21 protein-coding genes are annotated in these 26,632 nt (G+C 34.5%); 15 read left to right on the forward strand and 6 right to left on the reverse strand.

Features of this window, described 5'->3' with window-relative positions; all coding sequences use genetic code 11:
- Nucleotides 1-56 precede the first annotated feature (56 nt).
- Nucleotides 57-3,464: an isoleucine--tRNA ligase gene (gene ileS, locus C6368_RS12420; protein ID WP_107039537.1), complete on the forward strand. Its 3,408-nt coding sequence runs from the start codon at nt 57-59 to the stop codon at nt 3,462-3,464.
- A 164-nt stretch (nt 3,465-3,628) separates the two neighbouring features.
- Here ileS and aspS read toward each other — a convergent pair whose 3' ends face one another.
- Nucleotides 3,629-5,386: an aspartate--tRNA ligase gene (gene aspS, locus C6368_RS12425; protein WP_107039538.1), complete on the reverse strand. Its 1,758-nt coding sequence runs from the start codon at nt 5,384-5,386 to the stop codon at nt 3,629-3,631.
- A 101-nt stretch (nt 5,387-5,487) separates the two neighbouring features.
- On the opposite strand from aspS, the gene msrA reads away from it, so the two are divergent.
- From msrA to C6368_RS12465, 8 genes are all read left to right on the forward strand, one after another.
- Nucleotides 5,488-6,153, forward strand: coding sequence for a peptide-methionine (S)-S-oxide reductase MsrA (msrA, locus tag C6368_RS12430; protein WP_107039539.1), 666 nt, complete (start codon nt 5,488-5,490; stop codon nt 6,151-6,153).
- A gap of 222 nt (nt 6,154-6,375) precedes the next feature.
- On the forward strand, nt 6,376-7,485 hold the full coding sequence (gene atpB, locus C6368_RS12435; RefSeq protein ID WP_107039540.1) for a F0F1 ATP synthase subunit A: 1,110 nt from the start codon (nt 6,376-6,378) through the stop codon (nt 7,483-7,485).
- 29 nt (nt 7,486-7,514) lie between these two features.
- Nucleotides 7,515-7,718, forward strand: a complete 204-nt coding sequence (gene atpE / locus C6368_RS12440) for an ATP synthase F0 subunit C (RefSeq protein WP_107039541.1) — start codon at nt 7,515-7,517, stop codon at nt 7,716-7,718.
- An 83-nt stretch (nt 7,719-7,801) separates the two neighbouring features.
- Entirely contained in the window at nt 7,802-8,296 is a 495-nt protein-coding gene (locus tag C6368_RS12445; RefSeq protein WP_107039542.1) for a F0F1 ATP synthase subunit B, read from the forward strand.
- Between the two features lie 5 nt (nt 8,297-8,301).
- A complete protein-coding gene (gene atpH, locus C6368_RS12450) occupies nt 8,302-8,835 on the forward strand; it encodes an ATP synthase F1 subunit delta (RefSeq protein ID WP_107039543.1) in 534 nt (177 codons plus the stop codon).
- 35 nt (nt 8,836-8,870) lie between these two features.
- Nucleotides 8,871-10,445, forward strand: a complete 1,575-nt coding sequence (atpA, locus tag C6368_RS12455; protein WP_107039544.1) for a F0F1 ATP synthase subunit alpha — start codon at nt 8,871-8,873, stop codon at nt 10,443-10,445.
- A gap of 30 nt (nt 10,446-10,475) precedes the next feature.
- Nucleotides 10,476-11,354 carry an ATP synthase F1 subunit gamma gene (gene atpG / locus C6368_RS12460; RefSeq protein ID WP_107039545.1) on the forward strand — a complete coding sequence of 293 codons (879 nt, stop codon included), beginning with the start codon at nt 10,476-10,478 and terminating at the stop codon, nt 11,352-11,354.
- Between the two features lie 459 nt (nt 11,355-11,813).
- On the forward strand, nt 11,814-13,544 hold the full coding sequence (locus C6368_RS12465; protein ID WP_107039546.1) for a SulP family inorganic anion transporter: 1,731 nt from the start codon (nt 11,814-11,816) through the stop codon (nt 13,542-13,544).
- Nucleotides 13,545-13,767: 223 nt separating this feature from the next.
- On the opposite strand, the gene C6368_RS12470 is transcribed toward C6368_RS12465, so the two are convergent.
- From C6368_RS12470 to C6368_RS12485, 4 genes are read right to left on the reverse strand one after another with little or no spacing between them, the layout of a single operon-like run.
- Nucleotides 13,768-15,648 carry an LTA synthase family protein gene (locus C6368_RS12470; RefSeq protein ID WP_107039547.1) on the reverse strand — a complete coding sequence of 627 codons (1,881 nt, stop codon included), beginning with the start codon at nt 15,646-15,648 and terminating at the stop codon, nt 13,768-13,770.
- Between the two features lie 28 nt (nt 15,649-15,676).
- Nucleotides 15,677-15,949, reverse strand: a complete 273-nt coding sequence (locus C6368_RS12475) for a hypothetical protein (protein WP_107039548.1) — start codon at nt 15,947-15,949, stop codon at nt 15,677-15,679.
- Nucleotides 15,949-16,248 carry an Asp-tRNA(Asn)/Glu-tRNA(Gln) amidotransferase subunit GatC gene (gene gatC / locus C6368_RS12480; RefSeq protein ID WP_107039549.1) on the reverse strand — a complete coding sequence of 100 codons (300 nt, stop codon included), beginning with the start codon at nt 16,246-16,248 and terminating at the stop codon, nt 15,949-15,951. The genes C6368_RS12475 and gatC overlap by 1 nt, the downstream gene beginning before the upstream one ends.
- 38 nt (nt 16,249-16,286) lie before the next feature.
- Nucleotides 16,287-17,021, reverse strand: a complete 735-nt coding sequence (locus C6368_RS12485) for a lysophospholipid acyltransferase family protein (protein ID WP_107039550.1) — start codon at nt 17,019-17,021, stop codon at nt 16,287-16,289.
- A gap of 104 nt (nt 17,022-17,125) precedes the next feature.
- On the opposite strand from C6368_RS12485, the gene trpS reads away from it, so the two are divergent.
- The 3 genes from trpS (at nt 17,126) to C6368_RS12500 (ending at nt 20,465) form a co-directional block, all read left to right on the forward strand.
- Nucleotides 17,126-18,097 (forward strand): tryptophan--tRNA ligase, encoded by a 972-nt coding sequence (trpS, locus tag C6368_RS12490; protein WP_107039551.1) that lies wholly within the window; start codon nt 17,126-17,128, stop codon nt 18,095-18,097.
- Nucleotides 18,098-18,718: 621 nt separating this feature from the next.
- Nucleotides 18,719-19,480, forward strand: coding sequence for a glycosyltransferase family 2 protein (locus tag C6368_RS12495; RefSeq protein WP_107039552.1), 762 nt, complete (start codon nt 18,719-18,721; stop codon nt 19,478-19,480).
- On the forward strand, nt 19,467-20,465 hold the full coding sequence (locus C6368_RS12500) for a glycosyltransferase family 9 protein (protein ID WP_107039553.1): 999 nt from the start codon (nt 19,467-19,469) through the stop codon (nt 20,463-20,465). Before C6368_RS12495 ends, C6368_RS12500 begins: the two co-directional genes overlap by 14 nt.
- Before the next feature lie 88 nt (nt 20,466-20,553).
- Here the strand turns inward: C6368_RS12500 and C6368_RS12505 are convergent, their stop codons facing one another.
- The gene (locus C6368_RS12505; RefSeq protein WP_107039554.1) at nt 20,554-20,745 is read right to left on the reverse strand and encodes a hypothetical protein; all 192 of its coding nucleotides are present in this window, start codon (nt 20,743-20,745) and stop codon (nt 20,554-20,556) included.
- A gap of 116 nt (nt 20,746-20,861) precedes the next feature.
- Between C6368_RS12505 and C6368_RS12510 the strand changes: the two genes are divergently transcribed.
- The 3 genes from C6368_RS12510 to C6368_RS12520 all read left to right on the forward strand — a co-directional run bounded on the left by C6368_RS12510 (nt 20,862) and on the right by C6368_RS12520 (nt 26,588).
- Nucleotides 20,862-21,815: a hypothetical protein gene (locus C6368_RS12510; protein ID WP_107039555.1), complete on the forward strand. Its 954-nt coding sequence runs from the start codon at nt 20,862-20,864 to the stop codon at nt 21,813-21,815.
- A gap of 286 nt (nt 21,816-22,101) precedes the next feature.
- A complete protein-coding gene (locus C6368_RS12515) occupies nt 22,102-24,675 on the forward strand; it encodes a T9SS type A sorting domain-containing protein (RefSeq protein ID WP_107039556.1) in 2,574 nt (857 codons plus the stop codon).
- 2 nt (nt 24,676-24,677) lie between these two features.
- Nucleotides 24,678-26,588 carry an alkaline phosphatase D family protein gene (locus tag C6368_RS12520; RefSeq protein WP_107039557.1) on the forward strand — a complete coding sequence of 637 codons (1,911 nt, stop codon included), beginning with the start codon at nt 24,678-24,680 and terminating at the stop codon, nt 26,586-26,588.
- The last annotated feature ends 44 nt before the right edge of the window (nt 26,589-26,632 follow it).

Genomic DNA, 26,632 nt, shown 5'->3' on the forward strand with positions numbered 1-26,632 from the left:
CCAAGCTTTTTCGATTAAAATGACTAAATTTGCAAACTGCAAAATAAAGGCAAATTATGAGCGAAAGATATCCAGAATATAAAGGGTTGAATTTACCCGAGTCAGCAAGTAAAATCGCTGAAAAGTGGAAACAAGAAAATGTTTTCCAAGCTTCTATTGACTCAAAAGACGATGATAAAACATTTGTGTTTTTTGAAGGACCTCCTTCAGCGAATGGATTACCGGGAATTCACCACGTGATGGCGCGTTCTATTAAAGATATATTCTGTCGTTATAAAACGTTGAAAGGATTCAAAGTTAACCGTAAAGCAGGTTGGGATACACATGGTTTGCCAGTTGAGTTGAGTGTTGAAAAAGAATTGGGTATTACCAAAGAGGATATTGGAGACAAAATTTCTGTTGAAGATTACAACGCAGCTTGTAAGAAAACAGTAATGCGCTATACGGATGTTTGGAATGACCTGACGGAAAAAATGGGATATTGGGTAGACATGGAAGATCCATACATTACTTATGAATCAAAATACATGGAAAGTGTATGGTGGTTGTTAGGTCAATTGTATGAGAAAAACATGATTTACAAAGGGTATACTATCCAACCTTATTCTCCAAAAGCCGGAACTGGATTGTCTTCTCACGAAATCAACCAACCGGGTTGTTACCAGGATGTAAAAGACACTTCTTGTGTGGCTCAATTTAAAGTAGAAAAAGAGAGTCAATCTGTATTTGGTGATGATTTCAAAAATGAAGATGTTCATTTAATCGCTTGGACTACAACTCCATGGACTTTGCCTTCAAATACTGCATTGACAGTAGGAAAGAACATCGATTATGTAATAGTAAAATCCTTCAATCAATATACTTTTGAACCAATTAACGTTGTTTTAGCTTCAGCCTTATTAGGAAAGCAATTCACTAAAATGTTCTTTAAAGTTGATTCTGTTGAAGATTTAAAAGAATATAAAGCAGGAGACAAAAAGATTCCTTATTTCGTAGGAGGTACTTTCAAAGGATCTGAATTAAACGGAATCCGTTATGAGCAATTAATGCCTTTTGCTCAGCCAATGGAAAATCCAGAAAATGCATTTCAAGTAATTTTAGGAGATTTTGTAACGACAGAAGATGGTACTGGAATTGTGCATACTGCCCCAACTTTTGGTGCGGATGATGCTATGGTTGCAAAGCAAGCGAATGTTCCTGGAATGTTGGTGCCTGATGCAAATGGAAATCCTGTTCCTTTGGTTGATTTACAAGGTAAATTCCGTCCTGAAATGGGTGAATTTGCTGGAATGTATGTTAAAAATGAATATTATGATGAAGGTAAAGCACCAGACAAATCGGCTGATGTATTGATCTCTATCAAATTAAAAGAAGAAAATAAAGCTTTCCGTGTTGAGAAATACGAGCACAGTTACCCACATTGCTGGAGAACTGATAAACCAATTTTATACTATCCATTAGACTCTTGGTTCGTTAAAGTAACGGACAAAAAAGAAAGAATGATGGAGTTGAATAAAACCATTAATTGGCAACCAGAATCTACTGGAACTGGACGTTTCGGAAAATGGTTGGAGAATTTGAACGATTGGAATTTATCGCGTTCACGTTATTGGGGTATTCCAATTCCGATCTGGAGAACTGATGAAGGAGAAGAATCAATTTGTATTTCTTCTATCGCTCAACTGAAAAGCGAATGTGAAAAGTCAGTTGCAGCTGGAATTATGGAAAATAATCCACTAGCTGATTTTGACCCGACAGATATGTCGAAAGAAAACTACGAAAAAGTAGACTTACACAAAAATTACGTAGATGAAATTACTTTGGTTTCTGATTCAGGTAAACCAATGAAAAGAGAAGCAGACCTGATTGATGTTTGGTTCGATTCAGGTTCAATGCCTTATGCACAGTGGCATTATCCTTTCGAAAACAAAGAATTAATCGATGGTGGAAAAGCTTTTCCGGGAGATTTTATCGCTGAAGGAGTTGACCAAACGAGAGGTTGGTTCTATACACTTCACGCAATTGGAACAAGTGTATTTGATTCTGTAGCATACAAAAACGTTATTTCAAACGGTCTTGTTTTGGATAAAAACGGACAGAAAATGTCAAAACGTTTGGGTAACGCTGTTGATCCATTCATTACTTTGGATAAATATGGGCCAGATGCCACACGTTGGTACATGGTTACAAATGCATCACCTTGGGATAACTTGAAATTTGATACCGAAGGAATTAAAGAAACACAACGTAAATTCTTCGGAACACTTTATAATACATATTCATTCTTTGCTTTGTATGCAAACATCGACGGTTTCGCTTATAACGAAGAAAGAATTGCAACCAAAGAAAGACCGGAAATAGACCGTTGGATTATTTCTAAGTTGAACTCGTTAATTGAAGAAGTTGATGTTGCGTTCGATACTTATGAACCAACAAAAGCTGGACGTTTAATTCAGTCATTTGTAAATGATCAATTATCAAATTGGTATGTTCGTTTATGTAGAAGACGATTCTGGAAAGGTGATTATTCAAACGATAAAATTTCAGCATACCAAACTTTGTATGAATGTTTGGAAGCTGTAGCAATTTTGAGTGCTCCAATTGCGCCGTTCTATACAGACGAATTATTCTGTGATTTGAATAAAATTTCTGGAAGACATACTGCAACTTCAGTTCATTTGGCAGATTTTCCTGCAGTGAATGAAGCAGATATCGATAAAGAATTGGAAGCACAAATGGAAATCGCACAACAGGTTTCTTCGATGGCATTGAGTCTACGTAAAAAGGAGAAAATTCGAGTTCGTCAACCATTGCAAAAAATCATGGTTCCTATTTTGGATCCAAGTTTCAAATCACGTATTGAGCACATGAAAGATTTGGTTCTTTCTGAAATCAATGTGAAAGAATTGGTTCTTTTGGAAGATACAACTGGTGTTTTAACCAAAAAAATTAAGCCAAATTTCAAAACGATTGGTCCTAAATACGGGAAGCAAATGAAAGCTATCGCTGGAATGGTTAATGCATGGGGAGCTGCAGATATAGCATCTGTTGAAACAAACCATGGTTGGACAGGCGAGTTAAATGGTGAAAACATCGTTCTTGATAGCAATGATTTTGAAATCGTAACGGATGATATTCCTGGTTGGTTAGTTACTTCAGAAGGAGGAATTACTGTAGCGATGGACATTACAATTAGTCCTGAGTTAAAACAAGAAGGAATTGCCAGAGAATTGGTTAACCGTATTCAGAATTTCAGAAAAGAAGCTGGATTTGAGGTAACGGATAAGATTGTTGTTACAATTGAGACCACAGACGAAATCAAAGCAGCCATCGAAGAAAATAAAGAATACATCTCAGCCGAAGTTTTGGCAAAAAATATAGTTTTGGGAAAAGCGGAAGGTCATGTTTATGATGCGGATATCGCAGCAGAGGGAGATTCTAAAATAGGAGTGGAGGTTGTTTAATTGATAATCGTCCAAGTTGGTTATTTTGCTCCATCAGGAATTCAAGACCTTCTATTTATTTAAATATTTCAACAAAAAAAGAGACGCAAATCGCGTCTCTTTTTTTGTTGTATTTTATTTCCTCAATCGCAATGCATTGCGCCATATCAATGGGGTATTATTTTTTATTCCTTTTCAATCTCCACCTTCAAAGCCAATTCTTTCAATTGCTCATTATCAATTGTTGCAGGAGCATCAATCATTACATCACGACCAGAATTGTTTTTTGGGAATGCGATATAATCACGGATAGAATCTGAACCTCCCATTGTAGCTGTTAAACGATCCAATCCGAAAGCGATTCCTCCGTGCGGTGGCGCTCCAAATTCAAATGCATCCATTAAGAATCCAAATTGCTTGTTCGCTTCTTCTTCTGTAAATCCTAGGTGTTTCAACATCAATGCCTGAAGTGATTTATCGTGAATACGAATAGAACCTCCACCTAACTCAACACCATTCATTGCTAAGTCATAAGCATTGGCACGAACTTTCCCTGGATCAGTTTCCAATAAGGCCACATCTTCTGCTTTTGGAGAAGTAAATGGGTGGTGCATTGCATGGAAACGGTTTGAATCTTCATCCCATTCTAAAAGTGGAAAGTCGATTACCCACAATGGCTTAAATTCATTTGGATTTCTTAATCCCAATTCATCTCCCATGTGTAAACGCAAGTCATTCATTTGACTGCGAACTTTATCAGTATCTCCACTTAGTATGAAAATCAAATCACCAGGTTTTGCTCCTGTGTGGTCTGCCCAAGCTTGTAAATCTTCTTGGCTATAAAATTTATCTACTGAACTTTTAAAGGTTCCATCATCATTATATTTAGCATAAACTAAACCTTTGGCGCCAACTTGTGGACGTTGAACCCATTTTGTTAGAGCATCCAATTGTTTACGTGTGTAAACAGCACATTCATTTGCGACAATTCCTAAAACCAATTCAGCTTCGTCAAAGATCTTGAAGCCTTTGTCTTTTGTTACAGAATTCATGTTTTTAAATTCCATTCCGAAACGAATATCAGGTTTGTCAGAACCATAAGTTTCCATTGCCTCAGCGTAAGTCATTCTCGGGAAATCTCCTTCGAACTCAACATCTCTGCAAGATTTAAATAAGTGTTTTACCATTCCTTCGAAAGTGTTCAAGATATCTTCTTGTTCAACGAAAGACATTTCACAGTCAATTTGAGTAAACTCAGGTTGACGATCTGCACGTAAATCCTCATCTCTAAAACAACGAACGATTTGGTAATATTTATCAATTCCAGAAACCATCAATAATTGCTTGAAAGTTTGAGGAGATTGTGGTAAGGCATAAAACTCACCTTGGTTCATTCTACTTGGAACAACGAAATCTCTTGCACCTTCAGGAGTAGATTTAATCAAATATGGAGTTTCGACATCCATGAAATCAACAGAATCCAAATACTTTCTTGTTTCTAAAGATACTTTATTACGTAAACGCAATTTATCAAGAACTGCTTTACGACGAATGTCTAAATAACGGTATTTCATACGCTGCTCCTCACCACCATCGGTTTCATTTTCGATAGTAAATGGAGGTGTTTTCGCTGCGTTTAATATATTTAATTCGGCAACAATAATTTCTATTTCTCCAGTAGGAATCGTCATGTTCTTGCTAGAACGCTCAATTACTTTACCCTTAACTTGAATTACAAATTCACGACCTAATTTACGTGCTTTTTGATTTAATTCTTCGTTCCCTTCTGTGCTAAAAGCCAATTGTGTGATTCCATAACGGTCACGAAGATCAACGAAAGTCATTCCTCCCATTTCGCGAGTTCGTTGTACCCAACCACTCAAAGTAACTTCATTTCCAACATCAGATAGGCGTAATTCGCCACAGGTGTGCGTTCTATACATAATATTCAATTTATAAGGTACAAAAATAGAAAGAAGATTGAACTTCAAGGTCAATATGAAACAAAAACGTTGTTTGAAACGTTACATTAAAAATTAGAATCATGAAAACTACAATATTATTCTTGTCATTTATATTTGCTTTATCAAGCTGTTCAAATGCTGCTGATAATTATCCTGTTTCGAATGGTGAAATTGACGCATCAAAAATCGAACATTCAGACGTCAATCAAAATATCGAAACCAATTCGGTTGCCTACTTTGCTTCAGGGTGTTTTTGGTGCGTTGAATCAGTTTTTGAATCTGTAATTGGAGTAGGGGATGTTATATCAGGATACAGTGGAGGAAATGCAACAGATGCTAAATATGAATTGGTAAGCGCCGGAAGAACAAATCATGCAGAGGCAGTTGAAGTTCATTATGATAGTACGAAAGTTGATTATCCTACCTTGTTAAAGGTGTTTTTTGGTTCGCACGATCCTACAACATTAAATCAACAAGGTCCGGATAAAGGAAGACAATACCGTAGTTCAATTTTCTACCGTAACGATAAAGAAAAAGAATTAGCTCAGAATTATGTAAAGGAATTATTAAACAAAGGAACATTTTCAAAAATCACAACAGAGATAGTACCGTTCAACGCTTTTTATGATGCAGAAGATTATCACCAAGATTTTGAACATAACAATCCAAATAATGGTTATGTGAAAGCGGTTTCGATTCCAAGATTAAATAAATTCAAGTCAAAATACCCTGAATTGTTGAAGTAAAATTACTTACTTGATATTTAGTTTAATGTAGAGTATATTATAAGGACAGTTGTAAACTGTCCTTTTTACTGAGAACAAACTTTTTTTGTTCTCTTTCACCCACCCACAGCTATTTCCATCAAAAAACGTCTAAAAGCCAAAAAAAAGCATTGACTTTAAGAAAAGAATATATATCTTTGCACCCAAATTTGAACAGAACGATTCATTTTTAAAGTGATTATAATGTTGAATACGACGCTTAAAGCATTTGTTTGGACGATAGTACTGTTACTATCAGCACCAGTTTTTTCAAGTTCATCTGAAGAGGGTGAACCAGTAGATGTTACAGAAATGATTATGCATCATATAAAAGATGCGCATGAATGGCACATTCTAACATATACAGATGATAATGATGGAAAACAACATGTTTCTGTTCATTTGCCAATTATTTTGATTGATAATGGAATCAAAGTTTTTTCATCAAAAAGATTTTACCACGAGGAAGATGCAATTGAAATTGTTAACGCAGAAGGTAAAAAAGATCATTATTTGGTAAATCGTGAGTTAGGCTATGGAATCTTTCATGAGAACATCTATAAATTAAACCAGGCTGGTTTATTGGATTTCGATGCTGAAGGTCACGCGACTAATGCAAAGCCTTATGACTTTTCAATTACCAAGAACGTGTTTACTTTGTTCTTCTCTGCATTATTATTGTTTGTCTTATTAAGGTTGGCGGTTAAATCATACAAAAATGATGGATTGCATCCGCCAAGAGGTATTGCTAGGTTCATTGAGCCAATCGTAGTGTTTGTTCGTGATGATATAGCGAAAGCAAATATTGGAGAAAAGAAATACAAGAAATTTATGCCATTCTTGTTAACAGCATTTTTCTTTATCTGGATCAATAATATGTTAGGTTTGATTCCAATTATACCAGGAGGAGCTAACTTGACAGGTAATATTAGTTTTACTTTAACATTGGCAGCTTTTACCATGCTAATTACAGTGTTCTCAGGAAATAAAAATTACTGGAAGCATATTTTCGCAACACCAGGAGTTCCGATTCCATTGTTGATTATTATGATACCAGTTGAGGTTATCGGAGTTTTCGCTAAACCATTTGCCTTAATGGTACGTTTGTTTGCGAATATTACCGCAGGACACATTATTATTTTAGCATTAACAGGAATTATTTTCACGTTCGGAAGTGCGGCGTGGAGTGCTTTATCAATACCAATGTCATTGTTTATCGGTGTCTTGGAATTGTTAGTGGCATTTTTACAAGCCTTCATTTTTACCATGTTGTCAGCGCTCTTCATAGGAGAGGCAGTTGCTGAGGAACATTAAATTAGTAATCTTTATAAAAACAAATAGTTATGACTGGATTAGCTGCTATAGGAGCTGGAATCGCTGTATTAGGTGCAGGATTAGGAATTGGTAAAATCGGAAGTTCAGCAATGGACGCGATGGCTCGCCAACCGGAAGCTGCTTCTAAGATTCAAACTGGAATGATCATCTCTGCTGCCCTTATTGAAGGTGCTGCTTTGTTTGGTGTTGTTGTTGGTTTGCTTCAAGGATAGTATTAAGAAGCTTAATCTCCGCGCAACGGTTGGTTGTGCGGAGATTATTTAAAAAGATTATTTTAAAGAGAAATTATTAAGAAATGGATTTAATTACACCAGATTTAGGATTAGTATTTTGGACAGGTTTGACTTTTATCATTCTGATGTTCATTTTGACGAAGTTTATTTGGAAGCCAATTATGGCAGCTGTAAACAATCGTGAGGACAATATTCAAGAAGCTTTGGACATGGCTAAAAAGACCAAAGCAGAAATGGAGAAGTTAAAAACTCAAAATGCTAACTTGTTGAAAGAAGCAAGAATCGAACGTGATGAGATGATCAAAGAAGCGAAAATTACCAGTGATGGAATGATTGAGTCTGCGAAGTCAAAATCTAAAGTTGAAGCGGATAAGATTGTAGAAAATGCAAGAGTGTCTATTGAAGCTGAGAAGAATGCTGCAGTTGCTGAATTGAAAAATCAAGTAGCTACAATCGCTTTGGAAATTGCTGAAAAAATTCTTCGTGAAGATCTTTCATCTAACGAGAAACAAAAGCAATTGGCTGAAAGTTTTGCTAAAGACATCAACTTAAATTAAGAACAATGGAAGGATTGAAGGTAGCAAGTCGTTATGCACAGTCGCTTATTGAATTGGCTGAAGAAAAGCAAGCAACAGATGCAGTGTTGAAAGACATGGAGTATTTGTTGGCTACTACAAACGGTCACAATGACTTCCACGTGTTTCTAAATAGTCCACTTATCAATTCGGACAAGAAGAACAATGTTTTTGATAAATTATTTGGTGATTTTCAAGAAATCAGTAAAAAGTTTATTCGTTTATTGACAAAAAATAATCGTGAGATGATTTTGCCTTTAGTTGCAGAAGAATTCATTACGAAATTAAATACTATCCGAGGAATTGTACCTTTAACAATCACCTCAGCTGTAAAGTTGGAGGATTCTGTAAAAGCAATTATCTTAGAAAGATTGAATAAACATATTGAAGGTTCAATTGAACTCACAGAGAAAGTTGACGAATCACTCATTGGAGGATTTGTAGTAAGGATGGGAGATACACGTATTGACGCGAGTATTGCTCATCAATTGAATGAAATGAAACAACGTTTAATACGATAATTTTAACGCCCGTCGTTAATATAAAGTTTAATAAAATGGCAAATATAAAACCAGCAGAGGTTTCTGCAATTTTAAGAGAAGAACTTTCAGGATTTAAAACTGAAGCTGAACTTCAAGAAGTTGGTACCGTTCTTACAGTAGGAGATGGTATCGCTAGAATCTATGGATTAGGTGGTGTTCAATACGGTGAACTTATTGAGTTTGACAGTGGACTACAAGGAATTGCGCTTAACTTAGAGGAAGATAATGTTGGAGTTGTACTTTTGGGTAACTCTATGCATGTTAAAGAAGGCGATACAGTTAAACGTTTAGAAAGAATTGCCTCTGTAAAAGTAGGTGAAGGTATCGTTGGTCGTGTTGTGAATACACTTGGTCAACCTATCGATGGTAAAGGTAAAATTGAAGGGGAATTGTTCGAATTGCCAATTGAACGTAAAGCACCTGGAGTAATTTTCCGTGAGCCTGTTACTGAGCCAATGCAAACTGGAGTTAAGTCAATTGACTCAATGATTCCAATTGGACGTGGACAACGTGAGTTAATTATTGGTGACCGTCAAACAGGTAAAACAACTGTTGCAATTGACGCAATTATCAATCAAAAAGAATTTTATGATGCAGGAGAACCTGTTCATTGTATATATGTAGCAATTGGTCAAAAAGGATCAACTGTTGCTGGAATAGTTCAAAAATTAGAAGAAGCTGGTGCAATGGCGTACACAACTGTTGTAGCTTCAAACGCTTCTGATCCTGCTGCAATGCAATATTTTGCACCAATGACAGGAGCAACAATTGGAGAGTTTTTCCGTGATACTGGTCGTCCAGCTTTAATTGTATTTGATGATTTATCAAAACAAGCTGTTGCATACCGTGAGGTTTCATTATTGTTACGTCGTCCTCCAGGACGTGAGGCGTACCCTGGTGATGTTTTCTACCTTCACTCAAGATTGTTAGAGCGTGCTGCAAAAATCATTAATGATGATTCTATTGCTGCACAAATGAATGATTTGCCTGAAGCTTTAAAACCAATGGTAAAAGGTGGTGGTTCTTTAACTGCACTTCCAATTATTGAAACACAAGCAGGTGACGTTTCAGCTTATATTCCAACAAACGTAATTTCAATTACTGACGGACAGATTTTCTTAGAGTCTGATTTGTTTAACGCAGGTATTCGTCCAGCAATTAACGTAGGTATTTCTGTATCGCGTGTTGGAGGTAATGCTCAAATTAAATCAATGAAGAAGGTTGCTGGTACGTTAAAATTAGACCAAGCACAGTACAGAGAGTTAGAAGCTTTCTCTAAGTTCGGATCTGATCTTGATACTGCAACTAAAAACGTTTTGGATAAAGGTATTCGTAATGTTGAAATCCTTAAACAAAATGAAGGAGATCCATTTACGGTTGAAAGACAAATTGCTATTATTTATGTAGGTACAAAAGGATTAATCCAAAATGTACCAGTAGAAAAGGTAAAAGCATTCGAAATTGAATATTTGGACTTCTTAGATGCTAAGCACAAAGATTTAATGAACAGTCTTAAATCGGGTAAATTAACTGAAGAAATTACTGATACTTTAACTAAAGTAGCTAAAGAAATAGCTTCAAAATATTAATCTTTCTTTTTAGAAAGTGAATTGTAAGGAATGGCGAATTTAAAGGAAATTAAAAACCGTATTACTTCTATCTCTTCTACGATGCAGATTACACAAGCCATGAAATTGGTTTCTGCTGCAAAGTTAAAGAGAGCATTGGATGCAATTACTCAATTGCGCCCTTATGCTGAAAAAATCCAAGAAATTCTTGGAAATGTAAGTGCTACGCTTGATCTTTCTGAAAATAGATATGCTGAACAACGTGAAGTAAAAAACGTATTGATAATTGGTGTTTCATCTAACAGAGGTTTGTGTGGTGGATTCAACAATAGTATTACGAAGAAAATAAACGAACTTTTAGCAACTGATTTACAAGGTAAGAAGGTTGATCTATTATCCATTGGTAAGAAAGTAAATGACTCATTTAAAAATAGTGGCTTAATCAATCGCCCAGAACAGTTGTCTAATGCTTCTGCAGTATTTGATGATTTAATATTTGAACATGTTTCAGAGTATGCTCAATATGCAATGGACAGTTTTATTGATGGTAAGTATGATAAAGTAATCGTTGTTTATAACGAATTTAAGAACGCAGCTGTTCAAATTATTCGTGACCAACAATTGTTACCAATCGAGGCTTCATCAATTGAAGAAGATGGTGGAGAGATTGGAGATTACATCTATGAGCCTTCTAAATTAGAAATCATAGGAGATTTAATTCCAAAATCATTGAAGTTACAATTGTTTAAAGCAACATTGGATTCTTGGGCGTCTGAACAAGGAGCAAGGATGACAGCGATGCACAAAGCAACTGATAATGCAGGTGAATTGAAACGTGATTTAACTTTACAATACAACAAAGCACGTCAAGCTGCAATTACAAACGAAATTTTAGAAATCGTTGGTGGTGCTGAAGCGTTGAACGGCTAATTAATTCCGATTAATTTAAATACGAATTACGAATTTTGTAATCCGTGAAAAGATAAGTTTAAAAAGAGGTTTTTCGAAAGAAGAACCTCTTTTGTTGTTTTTACCTCTATGGGTTTACCTTGTACCTTGTATTCTCTGTTTGATGAGAAAGGCATACAGGGCATGCAAACCTAGAGCGTTTTATTAGATGTTTTTTCTCTTGTATTTTTTATATTAAATCTATTGCTGGACTGCTTCTGCAATATTTCACCTCCCTTTTCCACGCATTCTTACGGATTGAAACAGTTCTGTTTGAACGCTTTTCACCTCTTTTTTCTTGAATAAAGAAATAACGTCTAACCAATCTGTAATTGATCATCTGAAATTCGGAACTGGATTGTGATATTTATCACACTTAACTTTTATAAAACTAACTATCTTTGAAGAATGTTATATTTGAATAAATATCAAAAGTCATAAATGCAGTTTAAATTACCTTTCTTTCAACAGCTCAAAACATATAAAGGGAAGACATTTCTTGCAGATTTAATCGGTGGATTAACTGTAGGAGTTATGTTAATTCCTCAGGGTATGGCTTATGCATATTTGGCTGAAATACCGCCGGTTTATGGTTTATATGCTTCAATTGTTCCATTAATTGTGTATATGTTGATGGGAACTTCTATATATGCGGCAATTGGTCCAGCAGCTTTGACATCGTTATTGGCATTTTCAGGCTTAAATCATGCGGGAATTACCGATCCGGATGAATTCCTTAATGCTATTCTTGTAATCGCATTATTGTCGGGTTTAATTCAATTTTTAATGGGGGTATTTCAATTGGGTAAAATTGTGAATTTCATTTCAAAACCCGTCCTTAAAGGTTTCATTTTTGGTGCTGCCTTAACCATCTTTTTGTCTCAGATGAAAAGTGCTACAGGTATAAGAATAAATGCCCATGGTTCTATTGATACACTTATTGCCCTTATTTCCAATATTTCTACCTTTAGTTTATATACGATTTTGATCTCAGGGCTTTCAATTGCTTTTTTATTCTATATGAAACGTTTCAGTAGGAAGATTCCGAATCAATTGATTGTAATGATAGTCACTTTGTTGATTATCTACTTCTTTAACACAGAAAACTCAGGTGTTTCTATTTTAGGTACAATTCCCGAAGGATTACCCAATTTTTCCATTCCATTGTTAGATTGGGAATTGGTTAAATTGCTTCTTCCTGTCAGTATTACCATAGCGTTTATTTCGTTTGTTGAAGTTTTTGCTATTGGTGTGTCTCTAGAAGATAAAAAAGATCAAGGTAATCTAAAACCTAATCAAGAATTGATGGCTTTAGGACTATCTAAGTTTATTGGTTCATTTTTCTTGGCATATCCAACTTCTTCAAGCTTTTCTCGTTCAGCTGTGAATAAACAAGCTGGAACTAACACAAACGTATCTACGATTTTTACTGTAGGATTGGTTGTGATGACCCTTTTGTTTTTAACTCCATTATTTTATTTTTTACCGAACGCGGCTTTAGCAGCCATTATCATTGTAGCAATTATTGGATTGATGGACTTTCAGTATTATAAAGCTTTGTGGAGAATAGATAAACGCGACTTTTTAATGTTTGGAGTTACTGCTTTGGTCACTTTCTTAATTGGGGTTCAAGAAGGAATCATTACGGGCGTAGTCTTATCGATGATGTCTTTGGTTTATGCTGTTTCATTTCCACATACCGCTGAAGTTGGCTTGGTAAAGGGTTCATTAGATACTTTTAGGAATGTAGAGCGCTATTCAGAAACAGATATACAAGACGAGATATTAATTTTTAGGTTTGATGCTGCACTTACGTTTGCAAATATTCCTCATTTCATTAAGAAATTAAGATTATATGAATCCAGAAAGAAGAATTTAAAGTTTGTAATTATTGATGCGAATGCAATTGATTCAATCGATACAACTTCAATTGATACTTTAAAAGAAATATCAGAAAAATATAATGAAAATGATATTCGTATGATGATAACTTGCTTAAAAGGTCCGGTTAGAGATCAATTCAAAAAGACCAATATGTTTGCTATTTTAGGAGAAGATAATTTCTTTCCAAGTATTTCTGAAGCTATGCGGGATATTAAAGGTGAAAAAAGATTGGTTGATCCTAAGATTGCTTTTCAGGCGAATCCACAGAGGAAACTAAGGAAAGATTAAGGGTTTTTAGTTGAGAATTCACTTTTTGTGAATTGGTTTTCTCTTTATGTTCATTGCCTTCGACAGGCTCAGTCAACGAAGCCTAATCCGTTGACTGAGCTTGTCGAAGGCGACAAATTCAACGGAGCTTCTACTCTTCATTCAGTCAAAAAAGCAATTTCCAAATGAAGTGCAAATCCAATAACTTGTTCGTCCATTGACGGATTCGTAACTTTATAATTAATCAAAGTTCCTCATACTCTTCATACAACTTCTGCATCAAAGCATTACATCTTTGTCTTTCCTTATCTAACAAATCGTCATCAAATGTGTTCACGATGTATTTCTGATAGTCTAAATGGAAAGTAAATTGACCTTTTGGAGTTACCCAACCAAATCCTCTTGTGGTGGTATGTAATGCAAATTCCGGTACATTTGGATTTAAAAGGTCTTTACTCCACGGATAATCATCACCTGTGTCCACTTTCATTTGGTAAAGCAATGTTGCAGCAATATCAGCTTGAGAACCTACTTTTTCAACGACCATTCCACGGGCTGAATCTTTTAGTGCTGGTCCATATAAAAGCAATGGAATTCTGTAAAATTCTGAATCACTTGGATTGGAGATATAAGGTGATGCATGTCCATGATCTGCAACGATTACAAAAAGTGTGTTCTTGTGCCAATCTTGTTTTTTCGTGGCTTCGATAAATTCACTTAAAGATTGATCTGCATAAATCACTGAATTCATGAAATTCTTCTCGTCACCTTGCCACTCTGGTTTGTTGTGACTTGGGAAATCGTAAGGTGAATGCGTGCTTCCAGTAAATGCACATTCTATAAATGGTTCTTCCTGCTGATTGATTTTATCCATGAAAATTTTGAATAAATCTTCATCATAATAGTTCAGTTTTCCTTTCTTTAATCCAGAAGGGAAATCAGATTCATCTTCAATTCTTTCAAATCCATGATCTGTAAAATAACTATCGATATTTCCGTATTTTAAGTCACCGCTGAATAAATATCCGGCTGTGTATCCTCGAGGTTTCAAACTTTGGTTGAGCGATTTTAATTTTCTGTGCTTGAATGGCTGCATAGAAATTGAAATTTCTGGCAAGGCAGGATAGCCTGAGAAAATACTGGAATTCCCTATTTCTGATGTACTCCCAGTGGAATATAAATTGGTAAACAAAACACCTTCTTTTGAAAGTTTGTCAAATTCTTCTGTTGCTCCTGGTTTACCCGTAAATCGATTACTGATTGTAGAAGTCCAACTTTCTAAAATGACAAATACCAAGTTAGGCGAAGTGTTTTCTAAAATGTAATTGTCGTGTTTCTTTTCGTAAGTCAAGAAATCATGAAGAAGAACTTCAATTTTTTTCTCATCATAATCAGTTAGGAATTCGCCAATGTTTGAACGTTTAAAAAGGAGAAAACTCTTTCCAAAAAAGAAAGGTGAATTCACAGAAATGTCATTCACAATATACTTTTTCGAGAAATAAGCGGCATCAATATTAATTGGAATTTGCTGAACTCCGCCACGTGCGAAAAGGAAATAAACACCTAATAAAATCGGTAAAACTGGAATAAAAAGAACAATTTTAGACCAAATCGAACTATTTGATAAAATAAATCTTTCTTTTTTGAAAAGCCAATTCATTATTTTCCAACCAAAGACAACTTCCAGAATAAGGTAAAAAACAAACCAAATGGTCATGCTGTAGTCTGCAGTTCTGAAAACTTCATCAGGATTTCCAAGGTGCATAAAAACCCGCGAAGTCAGTTTGTGATTCCATTCACCATAAGCATTAATTTCGCCTGCATGAATCATGGAAACTAAAATCAATTCTATAATTAATACTACTTTAAAAAATATAAATATGAACTTCTTTTTAAAGACAATATAGCTGAGAATTAGAATAATTGGAATTGCACTTAAATATCCTGCCATTGCCAAATCCAATCGAATGGAATGGAAAAACACTTGAATCCATTCCCAAAAAGAAGAGTCTGAGAGTTTATTCAAGTTATGAATAGAGAATAAAATACGTTGAAAATCGAAAACGAAAACCCAAAAAATCAACAAGAATAAAAATGCTAAACCTGTTTTTTTAAAGATTTTCATGTTGAATTGTCAATAAGATGAATAAAAATTATTGTTCTGGCGTGATTTTTAAAGACGCACACTCAGCCGCTCTTTTGTGTAATTCTGCTGGAGCCATATCTTGAAAAGGTTCACATAGTTTATCACGCTTTTCTTTAGCAACATATAGACTGTCTTCACCAGCTTGGGTTGGTGCACGATTAAAAAACGTTGCTGAAATTCTATTGACATCGTCTCCTGCTTCAACACAATCACAAAGTGGTTGACTATTGTTACAAGAAACAAGTAAAATCAGTAGAAGTGATAAGCTTAATAATTTCATTAGTCTATGGTTTTGTCCAAAACTTTTGGAATTCTAAAGTAATCTGAATCCTTTTTTGGTGCATTTTTTAAAGCTTCTTCATGCGTTATAGTTTGCTGAGGAAGGTCTTCACGCAATACATTCACATTGTCTGACATAAAGATTAGGGGTTCAACGTGATCTGTATCAATTTCGTTTAGCTTACCCATAAAGTCAATGATTTTATTCATATCATTTTTAATGGCTACCTTTTCTTCTCCTTCGAAAGAAAGTCTTGCTAAATGCGCAATGTGATCGATTATCTCGTCTTTAATTTCCATGTTGAATCAATATTGTTGTTGCAAAATTAATCATTTTTTTATGGTAAATAAGAATCTATCACTTGATATGTTTTTTCTTTGATGGTATTCATCTCTTCTTTCACTATTTCTTCCTTACCAATCATTTCATGAATGTGGATTTTAGATAGTCCAGGCATGGCAGGTGCACAAAAAGTGTCTGGGTCAGAGAAGAGTTTAAAATGATTTCTAAAGGTTATCGGGAGAATTGAAACTGAAGATGTTTTTGCCAATTGAAATGCTCCATCTTTAAAAGGAACTAAAGTTGGTGCACAGTCTGGTATACCTCCTTCAGGAAAAATAACAATACTCCATCCGTTTTTGAGTTCTTTTTTGGCTTGAATAAATGCTTTTGCCGAACGAATACTGCTTTTTCTATCGACAGGAATATTTAATTTTTTGAAGAATGTTTTAACCAATGGATATTTTAGTATTTCACTTTTCCCCATGAAAATGAATTTTTGTTGAGGTAGAATACTGTATAATATGAAAATATCTAAATATGAAGTGTGATTGGCCACAATGATAAATGGCTCATCCGTTTTTGCAACTTTTCTGTTTACTTCAACAGCGTAAAAACAGAAGATGCGCATACATCTCGACCACATGATATTAATTTTAAAACTAAGAGGTCTTAATTTTTCGAAAGAAAGTACAAACAATAAGACAGGATAGAAAAGGAGTAGTGTGATGGCAAACACAACCCCAATATATATTTTCCATGAATAGTATACTAAACCTATTGTATTTCGCATTTTCAATTTTATAGACCATCAAAGTTAAATATTTTGCTTATGTCTTCAACAAAAGTTTATTTTTGTGAGTAACTATTTTTTTAATTACAAAAATCAGTTTTATTATGACACGTATTTTAACGGGAATACAAAGTACAGGAGTTCCTCATTTAGGGAATTTATTAGGAGCAATTGTTCCAGCAATAAAGTTAGCAAATAATAGTGAAAATGAATCATTCTTATTTATTGCTAATTTGCATTCTTTGACATCGATTAAAGATGGCCAAACCTTAAGTAATAATACTTATGGAGTTGCAGCCGCTTGGCTTGCCTTTGGATTGAATCCTGAGAAAACTGTGTTTTATCGTCAAAGTGATGTTCCTGAAACAACTGAACTTGCATGGTTCTTAATGTGTCATTTTCAATATCAAAGATTAACATTAGCGCATTCATTTAAGGATAAAGCAGGAAGAACTAACGACATTAATGCAGGTTTATTTAATTATCCTATGTTGATGGCTGCAGATATTTTGTTGTATGATGCTGATGAAGTGCCAGTTGGAAAAGATCAAATGCAGCATCTAGAAATGACACGTGATGTAGCGCAAAAATTGAATACAAGTGTTGGAAAGGATGTTTTAGTTCTTCCAGAAGCAAAAATTGAAGAAAGTACTAAACTTATTCCTGGAACTGATGGTGGGAAGATGAGTAAATCAAGAGATAATTTTATCAATATCTTTTTACCAGAAAAAGCACTAAGAAAGCAAGTGATGAAAATAGAAACGGATAGTACACCGATGGAAGATCCAAAAGATCCAGAAACGTGTAATGTTTTCGCTTTGTATAAATTACTTGGAGATGAAGAGCAAATAAAGGCTTTGGGAGATCAATATCGTGCCGGAAATTTTGGATATGGTCATGCTAAACAAGCGCTATTCGAATTAATTATCGAGAAATTTAAAGATCAACGTGAAAAATTCAATTATTTCATGGAAAATAAAGATGAAGTAGATAGTATTTTGAGCCAAGGAGCAGAAAAAGCAAGGAAAGTCGCACATCAAACATTGTATAGAGTTCGACGAGAATTGGGATACTAAATAATTATTAATGATTAATTCTTGAAGGTTTAACGAGGTGAGATATAGAATTTCAACTTCGTTAAAAACGAGGGTTGTTTAGATTCTTTTATTTCAAACGGAATGGTTTTGAGGGAGAGAATCGAGAGAAGAGGTAAATTGAAATGATAAATTATAGGCCTAGAATTTTTTTTACACATATTTTTAGCTATATTTATAACTGAAATTTATTATTAACTTATAAAAAACCTCTCAGCTTGCAATTTGAGAAAATTATTTAAACCACATCCACCGGGATGTGGTTTTTTAGTTTGCAGTAACAAGGGATGAGTTATGTGATGAGATCAATTGTGATATAATTTTTTGAAGGACTGGAAAATAACCCTTGTTCTTATCTTTCTGTGTTTTTTGGATGAATGTAATTTAAATTATTGCTGTCCTCCCTCTGTATCTCCCTCCTAAGGGAGAGTTGCTTCGAACGAAACTTTAAGTTTTACTAAATTAAATTAGATTGCTATTTTCTAATTTTATTGAAAGAATCGAGATTTTCAAACCCCAAATTATCCCATTTAATTCCCACTATATTCCGAATAACCACCTTCATTATTCAAGAACCACTATATTTGTTTTTGAAGAAAACCCATGGAGCATAAAATTACATCTACAATTATCACTTTTAATGAGGAACGGAATATCGAACGTTGCATAGACGCTTTGGCTCCAATTTCTGATGAAATAATTGTACTGGATTCTTTTTCCACTGATCGAACAATTGAAATTTGTAAAAGCAAAAAGGTACGCTTCGAACAAAGAGAGTGGCAAGGTTATTCCAATGCGAAGAATTATTTGAATCAACTGGCTACGCATGAATATGTTTTTTCTGTTGATGCAGATGAAGCACCAGACGTGACTTTACAAAATGCCATTTTAGCAATTAAGAAGGAAGGGTTAAGTGGTGTTTATGAAGTCAATCGCTTAACAAACTATTGCGGAAAATGGATCAAACATTCAGGTTGGTATCCCGACGTGAAAACTAGAATTTTCCCAAAGTCTACAAGTCAATGGGAAGGTGCTTATGTCCATGAGGAATTGGTGGTTGAAGGAAACCCTGAGGCTAAAAATTTGAAGGGGCATTTATTGCATTATTCATATTATTCTCAAGAAGACCATAGGCAAAGGGCTGATAAATATTCTGAATTAACTGCGATTAAAATGTATGAAAAAGGGAAGCGAGTTGGACCTTTCAAACCATATATTAGTGCTCTAGGAAGATTTGTAGCCATGTTTTTAATCAAAAAGGGTTTTTTAGATGGCAAAGCAGGTTTTACAATTGCTCGAATTTCCGCGGTGTCAAATATTTATAAATACAAGGAATTAAGGAGATTGCAGCATGAAAACAACTGATTTATCTGGAAAAACCATTGTCATTAGTCGCACTGATAGTATTGGAGATGTTATTTTAACATTGCCTTTATGTGGTTGGCTTAAGGAAAAATTTCCTACTGTTCGTATTTTATTTCTAGGTAAATCTTATACTGTTGATGTGTTGAATTGTTCACCGTATATTGACGATATCATTCGTCTTGAGGATTGGCAAAAGGAAACATTCGAAAAGCAAGTTGAACTAGTTAAGGCTCTTGATATTTATGCTTTTATCCATGTCTTCCCAAACAAAGAATTGGCTAAATTAGCCAAAGCGGCTAAAATCCCGTTAAGGATAGGGACCTCTCACAGAATGTATCATTTATTAACATGTAATATTCGACCAAATTTCACGCGTAAGAAATCAGAATTTCATGAAGCGCAATTGAATTTTGAGTTGTTTAGAAATTTTGGAATTAAGACTTTACCTAGTAAAAAGGAGTTGGTTGAATATCTAGGAAACTTTAAACCTCAAGTTGAATTACCTTCTCATCTTAAAGATGTTTTAATGGAAAGGAAACGTGTAATTCTACATACAAAATCTCAAGGTTCAGCGGTAGAATGGCCAATTAGCAAATATGTTGATTTGGCAAATGAATTAGTCACTAAAAACTGTACTGTTTATTTTTCAGGAACAGAGAAAGAAGGTTTACTTTTCAGAAATGAATTGCCAGAACATCCGCAAATTATTGATGTTTCTGGAAAAAGCAGTTTAGCCGAGTTGATTACTTTTATTGATGAATGTGATGTCTTGGTAGCTTGTAGTACAGGGCCACTGCATCTAGCAGCTGTTTTAGGTAAGAAAGCGATTGGATTATACACAGATTTACGTCCTATGCATCCAGGGAGATGGGAGCCAATTGGAAAAAATGCTTATGCAATTACAGCGAATAATGTAGAAGATCCAAAACTAGAAGACATTTACAATATTTCTATAGATAGAGTAGTGCAAGCTGTCGAGAAATAGCTGTAAATGAAAATAGTTACCTTTCGAAAAAAGTAACTACAAATAAATACACTTAATTTAATAAGTGATTCTAAAATAGAGGTTTACCCTATTTAAATTTGGTAGGATCGTTAGCAGCTTCTCTGTTATATTTAGCTTGCAAACGTAACCAAATAAACAACCCTATGAAGCCAAGAACAATTACACCATAGTTAAAAATATTACCTACAACTTCAAAGAGTAATTCTGTTGTCCACAAAAGTCCTTCTCCTAATTCGTATACAAGTTCATTATAAGTCATAACACATATTTAAGTGTACAAATATAATATTTTTCCAATTGAATTCTTAAAAACTCTATATTTATCTCGATGAATAGATACATTTGTTTTCCGTTTTATTAAAACTTCGAGTATTCATGATAAAGTACTTTGCCAATAATAATTCATTTGTTGTATTGTTGATTCCTATTTTTGTGGGTCTACATATCTTATTAGATTATTATTTTCCATCGTTTGATATGACAACCATTGGACAAGAAAACCTATGGAAGTTAGATTTCAATGCTATTCAGCCATTGACATCTAGAATTTTTGTACTCATTTTTATTTGTGCGAATGCAATTCTGTTAAATTTTGTTTTCAACTCTTTATCTTTTTATGATAAATATGTTTTTCTACCAAGTATACTTTATGTTTTGATGGTCTTTCTATTTCCGATAAGTTTGAAGTTTGGAGAGGATTTAATAGGGCATTTATTTTTTATTCTTTCCTTCTATCAGTTGTTGAGCATACAGCAAAATGAAGACGCAAGAAGTAACGCCTTTTTAAGTGCCTTGTTTTTAGGGGCTGCTTCAACGTTCCTGCCAATATATTCTGCCTTTATTGTTATCATTTGGTTTGGATTATTTACTATAAGACCTTTTGTGTTTAGAGAATACGTCTTACCCGTTTTTGGTTTTATTTTTCCTTTTTTATGGGTGATATTGATCAATCCTTTCTTTTTAGAAGAAATGTTTACTTTTAACTCTTACTTGAGTTATGCTGATGTTGGTGACTATATAACTTATGTTGCATATTTGATAATTATCATATTAGCTATTCTGGCCAATAAATTGATTTTAGAACGACGTGTTAAAAGCTCTATTCGTTATAAAAGAATTATCTCTGTCACTTTCGTTTCACTTTTATTTGCGGCTGTAATTAGTAGTGTTATTCTAATTGCGCATGACTCTTATTTCTACTTTACCATTACCATCGCGATTTTACCCTTCATTTTACCCTATGCATTTCTCAGTGCAAAAAGGAAGTGGTTCCCACACTCATTGTTCTACTTATTGATCATATTGAATGTGGTTAAATTCTTTTATTAAACTTCAATAGACTTCTGTTAATGCAGATTTAATACATATCTTATTACTTAGGTAATAAACTTGGTTAGAATTTTCACTTGTATTTCTTGTTCAGTTTGTTTGTTCTTTTTCAAGTTCCTCATTTCTCATGATATAACTTTTTATTGAGCTTTCACATCCCTGAAAGAGCGCTGTATTCATTTTTGTAAGGACATTTCTGAGCCTATTATCTTTATTTTATCTTAAAATAATCTTAATAGAAGCTCCAATACGAAAAGGTAATTTTGCCGGAAATTAAACCAAGAAAATGAGAAAGATTTTACTTTTAGTAAGTGCGTTAACCGCGGCGAGTGGTTTTTCGCAAATAGATATTAATCAAAACAACCAGGTATATACCCAAGATTTTGATGGCTTGTCAAATACAGGAACAACCAATGATTATTCAACATTGCCTGTAGGTTGGTCGGCTTTAGAAGTAGGTTCTAGTGCAAATACAATTTATCGTGCATCAGATGGGTATTATTCTGGGGGTGATTTATACAGTTATGGAACCATTAATTCAACAGATAGAGCGCTTGGGACAATTGGAAGTGGTTCTAACTCTCAAGTCTATTTTGCGACAGCATTTGTAAATCAAACTTCAGGTGTTTTAAATTCGGTGGATTTATCTTTTGATGCTGAATTATGGCGAATTGGTAATCCTGCAAGGTCTACTGGTCCAGATACGTTAAGATTTGCGTATGCGGTTAATCCTTTAGCAATTGATGATAATGCCGCATTTACTGATGTCTCATCTTTATATTTTATTAGTCCAGCTGATCCTACCGGGCCAACAAATATAGAGGCTGACGGTAATTTGCCAGCAAATCGCTCAACTATAACTGGTGTGTTAAATGTGAATATTGCTCCTCAAGATACTTTGTGGATTAGATGGAGAGATGATAATTCTTCTAGCTATGATGATGGGATGGGAGTTGATAATCTTTCAGTTGAATTTTCTACTCAAAACACAGGAAATACAAGTATGTATAATGTAATTGCCGCGATGGATACTTACTACACTGAAGATTTTGACGGGATGGTTAATGAGTATTCTGGTATTTCTGATTTCTCAACATTGCCAAATGGATGGCATGCGCACGAGGAAGGAGGAAACGCAAATCAAGAATATAATATTTCTTATGGTGAATATGGTGGTGGTAACTTATATAGTTATGGTGATAGCGCATCAACAGAAAGAGCGTTTGGATCTGTGGGTTCAGGAAGTTTGACTGTTTCTCATCGAGGTGTAGCATATATAAATACAACTTCTACTGTGGTAGAAAATGTAGAAATTAGTTTTACTGGTGAAATGTGGCGTCAGGGAAGACCTGATAGAACAACTGGTCCTGATACCCTTCATTTTTCTTACGCTGTTAATGCAAATGATATTGCACAAGGGAATTATCAAGACCTTGAATTGTTAAGCTTTTATTCTCCTGTTACTAATGGTACATTGAATTCTTCAATGGATGGAAATGCTATTGAAAATAAAACAGATGTTTTGTCTGTTATCGGAAATCTAAATCTTCAACCAATGGATACACTTTGGGTAAGATGGACAGATTATAACTCTTCAAGTTATGATGATGGTTTGGCAATCGACGATTTTTCAATTGCTGCGATCAGTACAGCAAGTATTCTGAATGTTGAATTTGCAAACTCTTCTACTACATTCAATGAAAATGATGGTATAGTTTCAGTTCCTTTATATGTTCACAATAAAAATAACTTCTTAACTCAAGTAGAAGTTAAGATTGTGGATGCGGGAAACACTGATTTAGCAACCGATCTAGATATCGTAGAAAGTGTAGTTACTTTCCCAATAACTGGAATCGACAGTATCGCTTATTTTCAATTCAATATTGTAAATAGTGAACCTTTTGAAGGACAAGAATATTTCGTTTTGGAAGTTTCAAACCCAAATAATGCTTTTTTAGGTACAAATATATATGACACGATTTATATCAATAATTATGACTACCCTTTACTTCCAATTTCTACATTAAAAGGTGTTGATGCAGCTGGAGTTGCTGATGATATGGGATTGAATGTTCACATTAATGGAGTGGTTCATGGTGTAAATTATAATTCATTAGGAGGAATAGATTTCTATGTTTTAGAAGACGAGAGTGGAATGAACGTTTATTCAATGGATCCTGCGGAAAGTTATGTTCCTACTGAAGGTGATGAAGTAAATGTTTGGGGTAAGATTAGTCAATTTAGAGGTCTTATTAGAATGGAACAATTGGATTCAATAGAAATGGTTTCTTCGGCGAATGGATTAGAAACTCCTTCAAACTTTGAAAGTGTAAATGAAAACACTGAAGGAATGTACATTCAATTGGATTCTTTACAATTGATCCCTGCAATTTCTGTTTGGCCAACTAATCAAAATGTTTTCGCTAAAAATTTAGCAACAGGAGACACTGTTGAATTGTTTATTGGAGCAAATACTGATTTAGCTCAAACTATTGCGCCACAAGCAATGTTCAGCGTAGTTGGAATTGGTTCTCAGTATGCGAGCTCTGCTTATGTACCTTTTATCGATGGATATAGATTGATGTTGGTAGGAAAAAGTAACTTGAGTGTATTGAGTTTGGAAAATGAAATTGATTTAAAATTAGCCTTATACCCAAATCCAGCAAATTCTCAAATTAGTTTTAGAGGTTTGAATCACGTTTCTGAAGTAAAAATTTATTCTTTAGATGGTCGTAAAGTAATGTCAAAAGAAATTCAACCGAATGAGACAATGAACATCGATTCATTAGAAAATTCGACATATATTTTAAGATTAAACAATCAAGAAGGAGTATTCACAACTACTTTAATCAAGCAATAACAATGAAAAATATAATTATAGCAACTTTCTTGATTTGTACAGGATTTGCAATGTCTCAAAATGGGTTTACCCATGGACCAGACCAAGGAATAGAACAAAGTTATTTTGACCCAAATGCAGCTCCATTTTATCATGGAGTTGCCTCTGGAGATCCTTTAGAAGATAGAGTTATTATTTGGACAAGAGTAACGCCAACCAAAGATACATTGATTCCAGTTCACTGGGTGATGGCTTTGGATACAGGGTTTCAGACTGTTGTTGCAGAGGGCAATACAGCAACGGATTATACAAAAGATTATACTGTAAAAGTTGATGTGGAAGGATTGAATCCAAACACAACATATTATTACTATTTCTCTGCTTTGGAGGCAAATAGTGTTAGAGGTAGAACAAGAACTCTTCCTGGAAACAATACAGATCATATTCGATTGGCTTTTGGTTCTTGTAGTAATTACCAAATGGGTTATTTTAATTCTTATAAAAGAATCGCTGAGCGCAACGATTTAGATGCTGTTTTACACCTTGGGGATTATATTTATGAATATGCAACGCAAGGCTATGGATATTCGATTGAAGTGGGAAGAGAGCACAGGCCTAATCATGAAATCATCACTTTGGATGACTACAGAATTCGGCACAATTTCTATAAATTAGATCCAGATTTAAAAGCGGCACATCAACAACATCCTTTTATTTGTATTTGGGATGATCATGAAATTGCAAACAATACCTACGAGACAGGAGCACAGAATCACCAAGAATTATCGGAAGGTGACTTTCAAACAAGAAAAGAAGGTGCCATTCGTGCTTATTTAGAGTGGATGCCAATCAGACATCCAGAATTTAATGGTGATCCTAAAATTTACAGAAGCTTTTCTTTTGGAGACCTTATGGACTTGCATATGTTGGACACGCGTGTTGAAGAGCGAGATAAACCAGCATTGAATATGCAAGATACTTTGTTTAATGATACAACAAGATTATTGCTTGGTGATACACAAAGAAACTGGTTGTTTGATAAAATGGACGAATCTCAAGCGACATGGAGAATTATTGGGAATCAAATTATGATTTCTGAAACAGGGGAAAACGATGCGGATATGGATTCTTGGACAGGTTACCCATATGAAAGACAGGTTGTAATTGATAAATTGAAGTCATATTCTGACAAAAACTCGGTTGTTTTAACTGGAGATACACATAGAAGTTGGGCTTTTGATTTGTCAGAACATCCTTTTGACCCTTCGACTTATACGCCTTTAACAGGTCAAGAAACTTTTGGAGTTGAAATTTGTTCCCCAAGTTTAGCTTCTCCTAACCGTAATGAAAGTAATCCAGGTACAAGTCAGTTGGCAGACCAAACAGCTTTGTATGTTGAAAATCCTCAGTTGCGTTATGTTGATTTAGATAACCATGGATATGTAATTCTGGATATTACAGCATTGAAAATGCAGGCAGATTTTTATTTCACAGAAACTGTTGCTCCTTCAACAAAAGATAGTTTAGGGAAAAGTCTATTTACTTACGTCAACCAAGGATATCTTCAAGAGGCATTAAGTCCAGCGGCTGGAAAAGCGAATCAAATGATTCCTGCTCCAAGTGTTCCATTGGCATTTACAGATACAACTTCTTCATTAAATTTAGTAAACAACTCAACGTTCTTTTTAAGCGGAGTTTATCCTAATCCTTCGAGTGGTCAGTTTACAATTGGTTTTACAAGTAATTTAAAAGATCAATTAAGTATTGAAGTGTATAGTATTGGAGGTAAACAAGTGTTAAACAAGCAATTAAGTGTTTCTCAAGGGAATCATAAAATTGTTTTCGATATAAGTGATGAGCCAAAGGGAATGTATATTCTTAAGGTTAGAACGAATAATGGAAGTTTGACAACAAGGAAGATTATAATAAAATAATAACATTACTTATGCCACCTTTCAAAAATGCTTCATCACTAATT

It is taken from the genome of Brumimicrobium mesophilum (assembly GCF_003025005.1).
GTDB lineage: Bacteria > Bacteroidota > Bacteroidia > Flavobacteriales_D > Crocinitomicaceae > Brumimicrobium > Brumimicrobium mesophilum.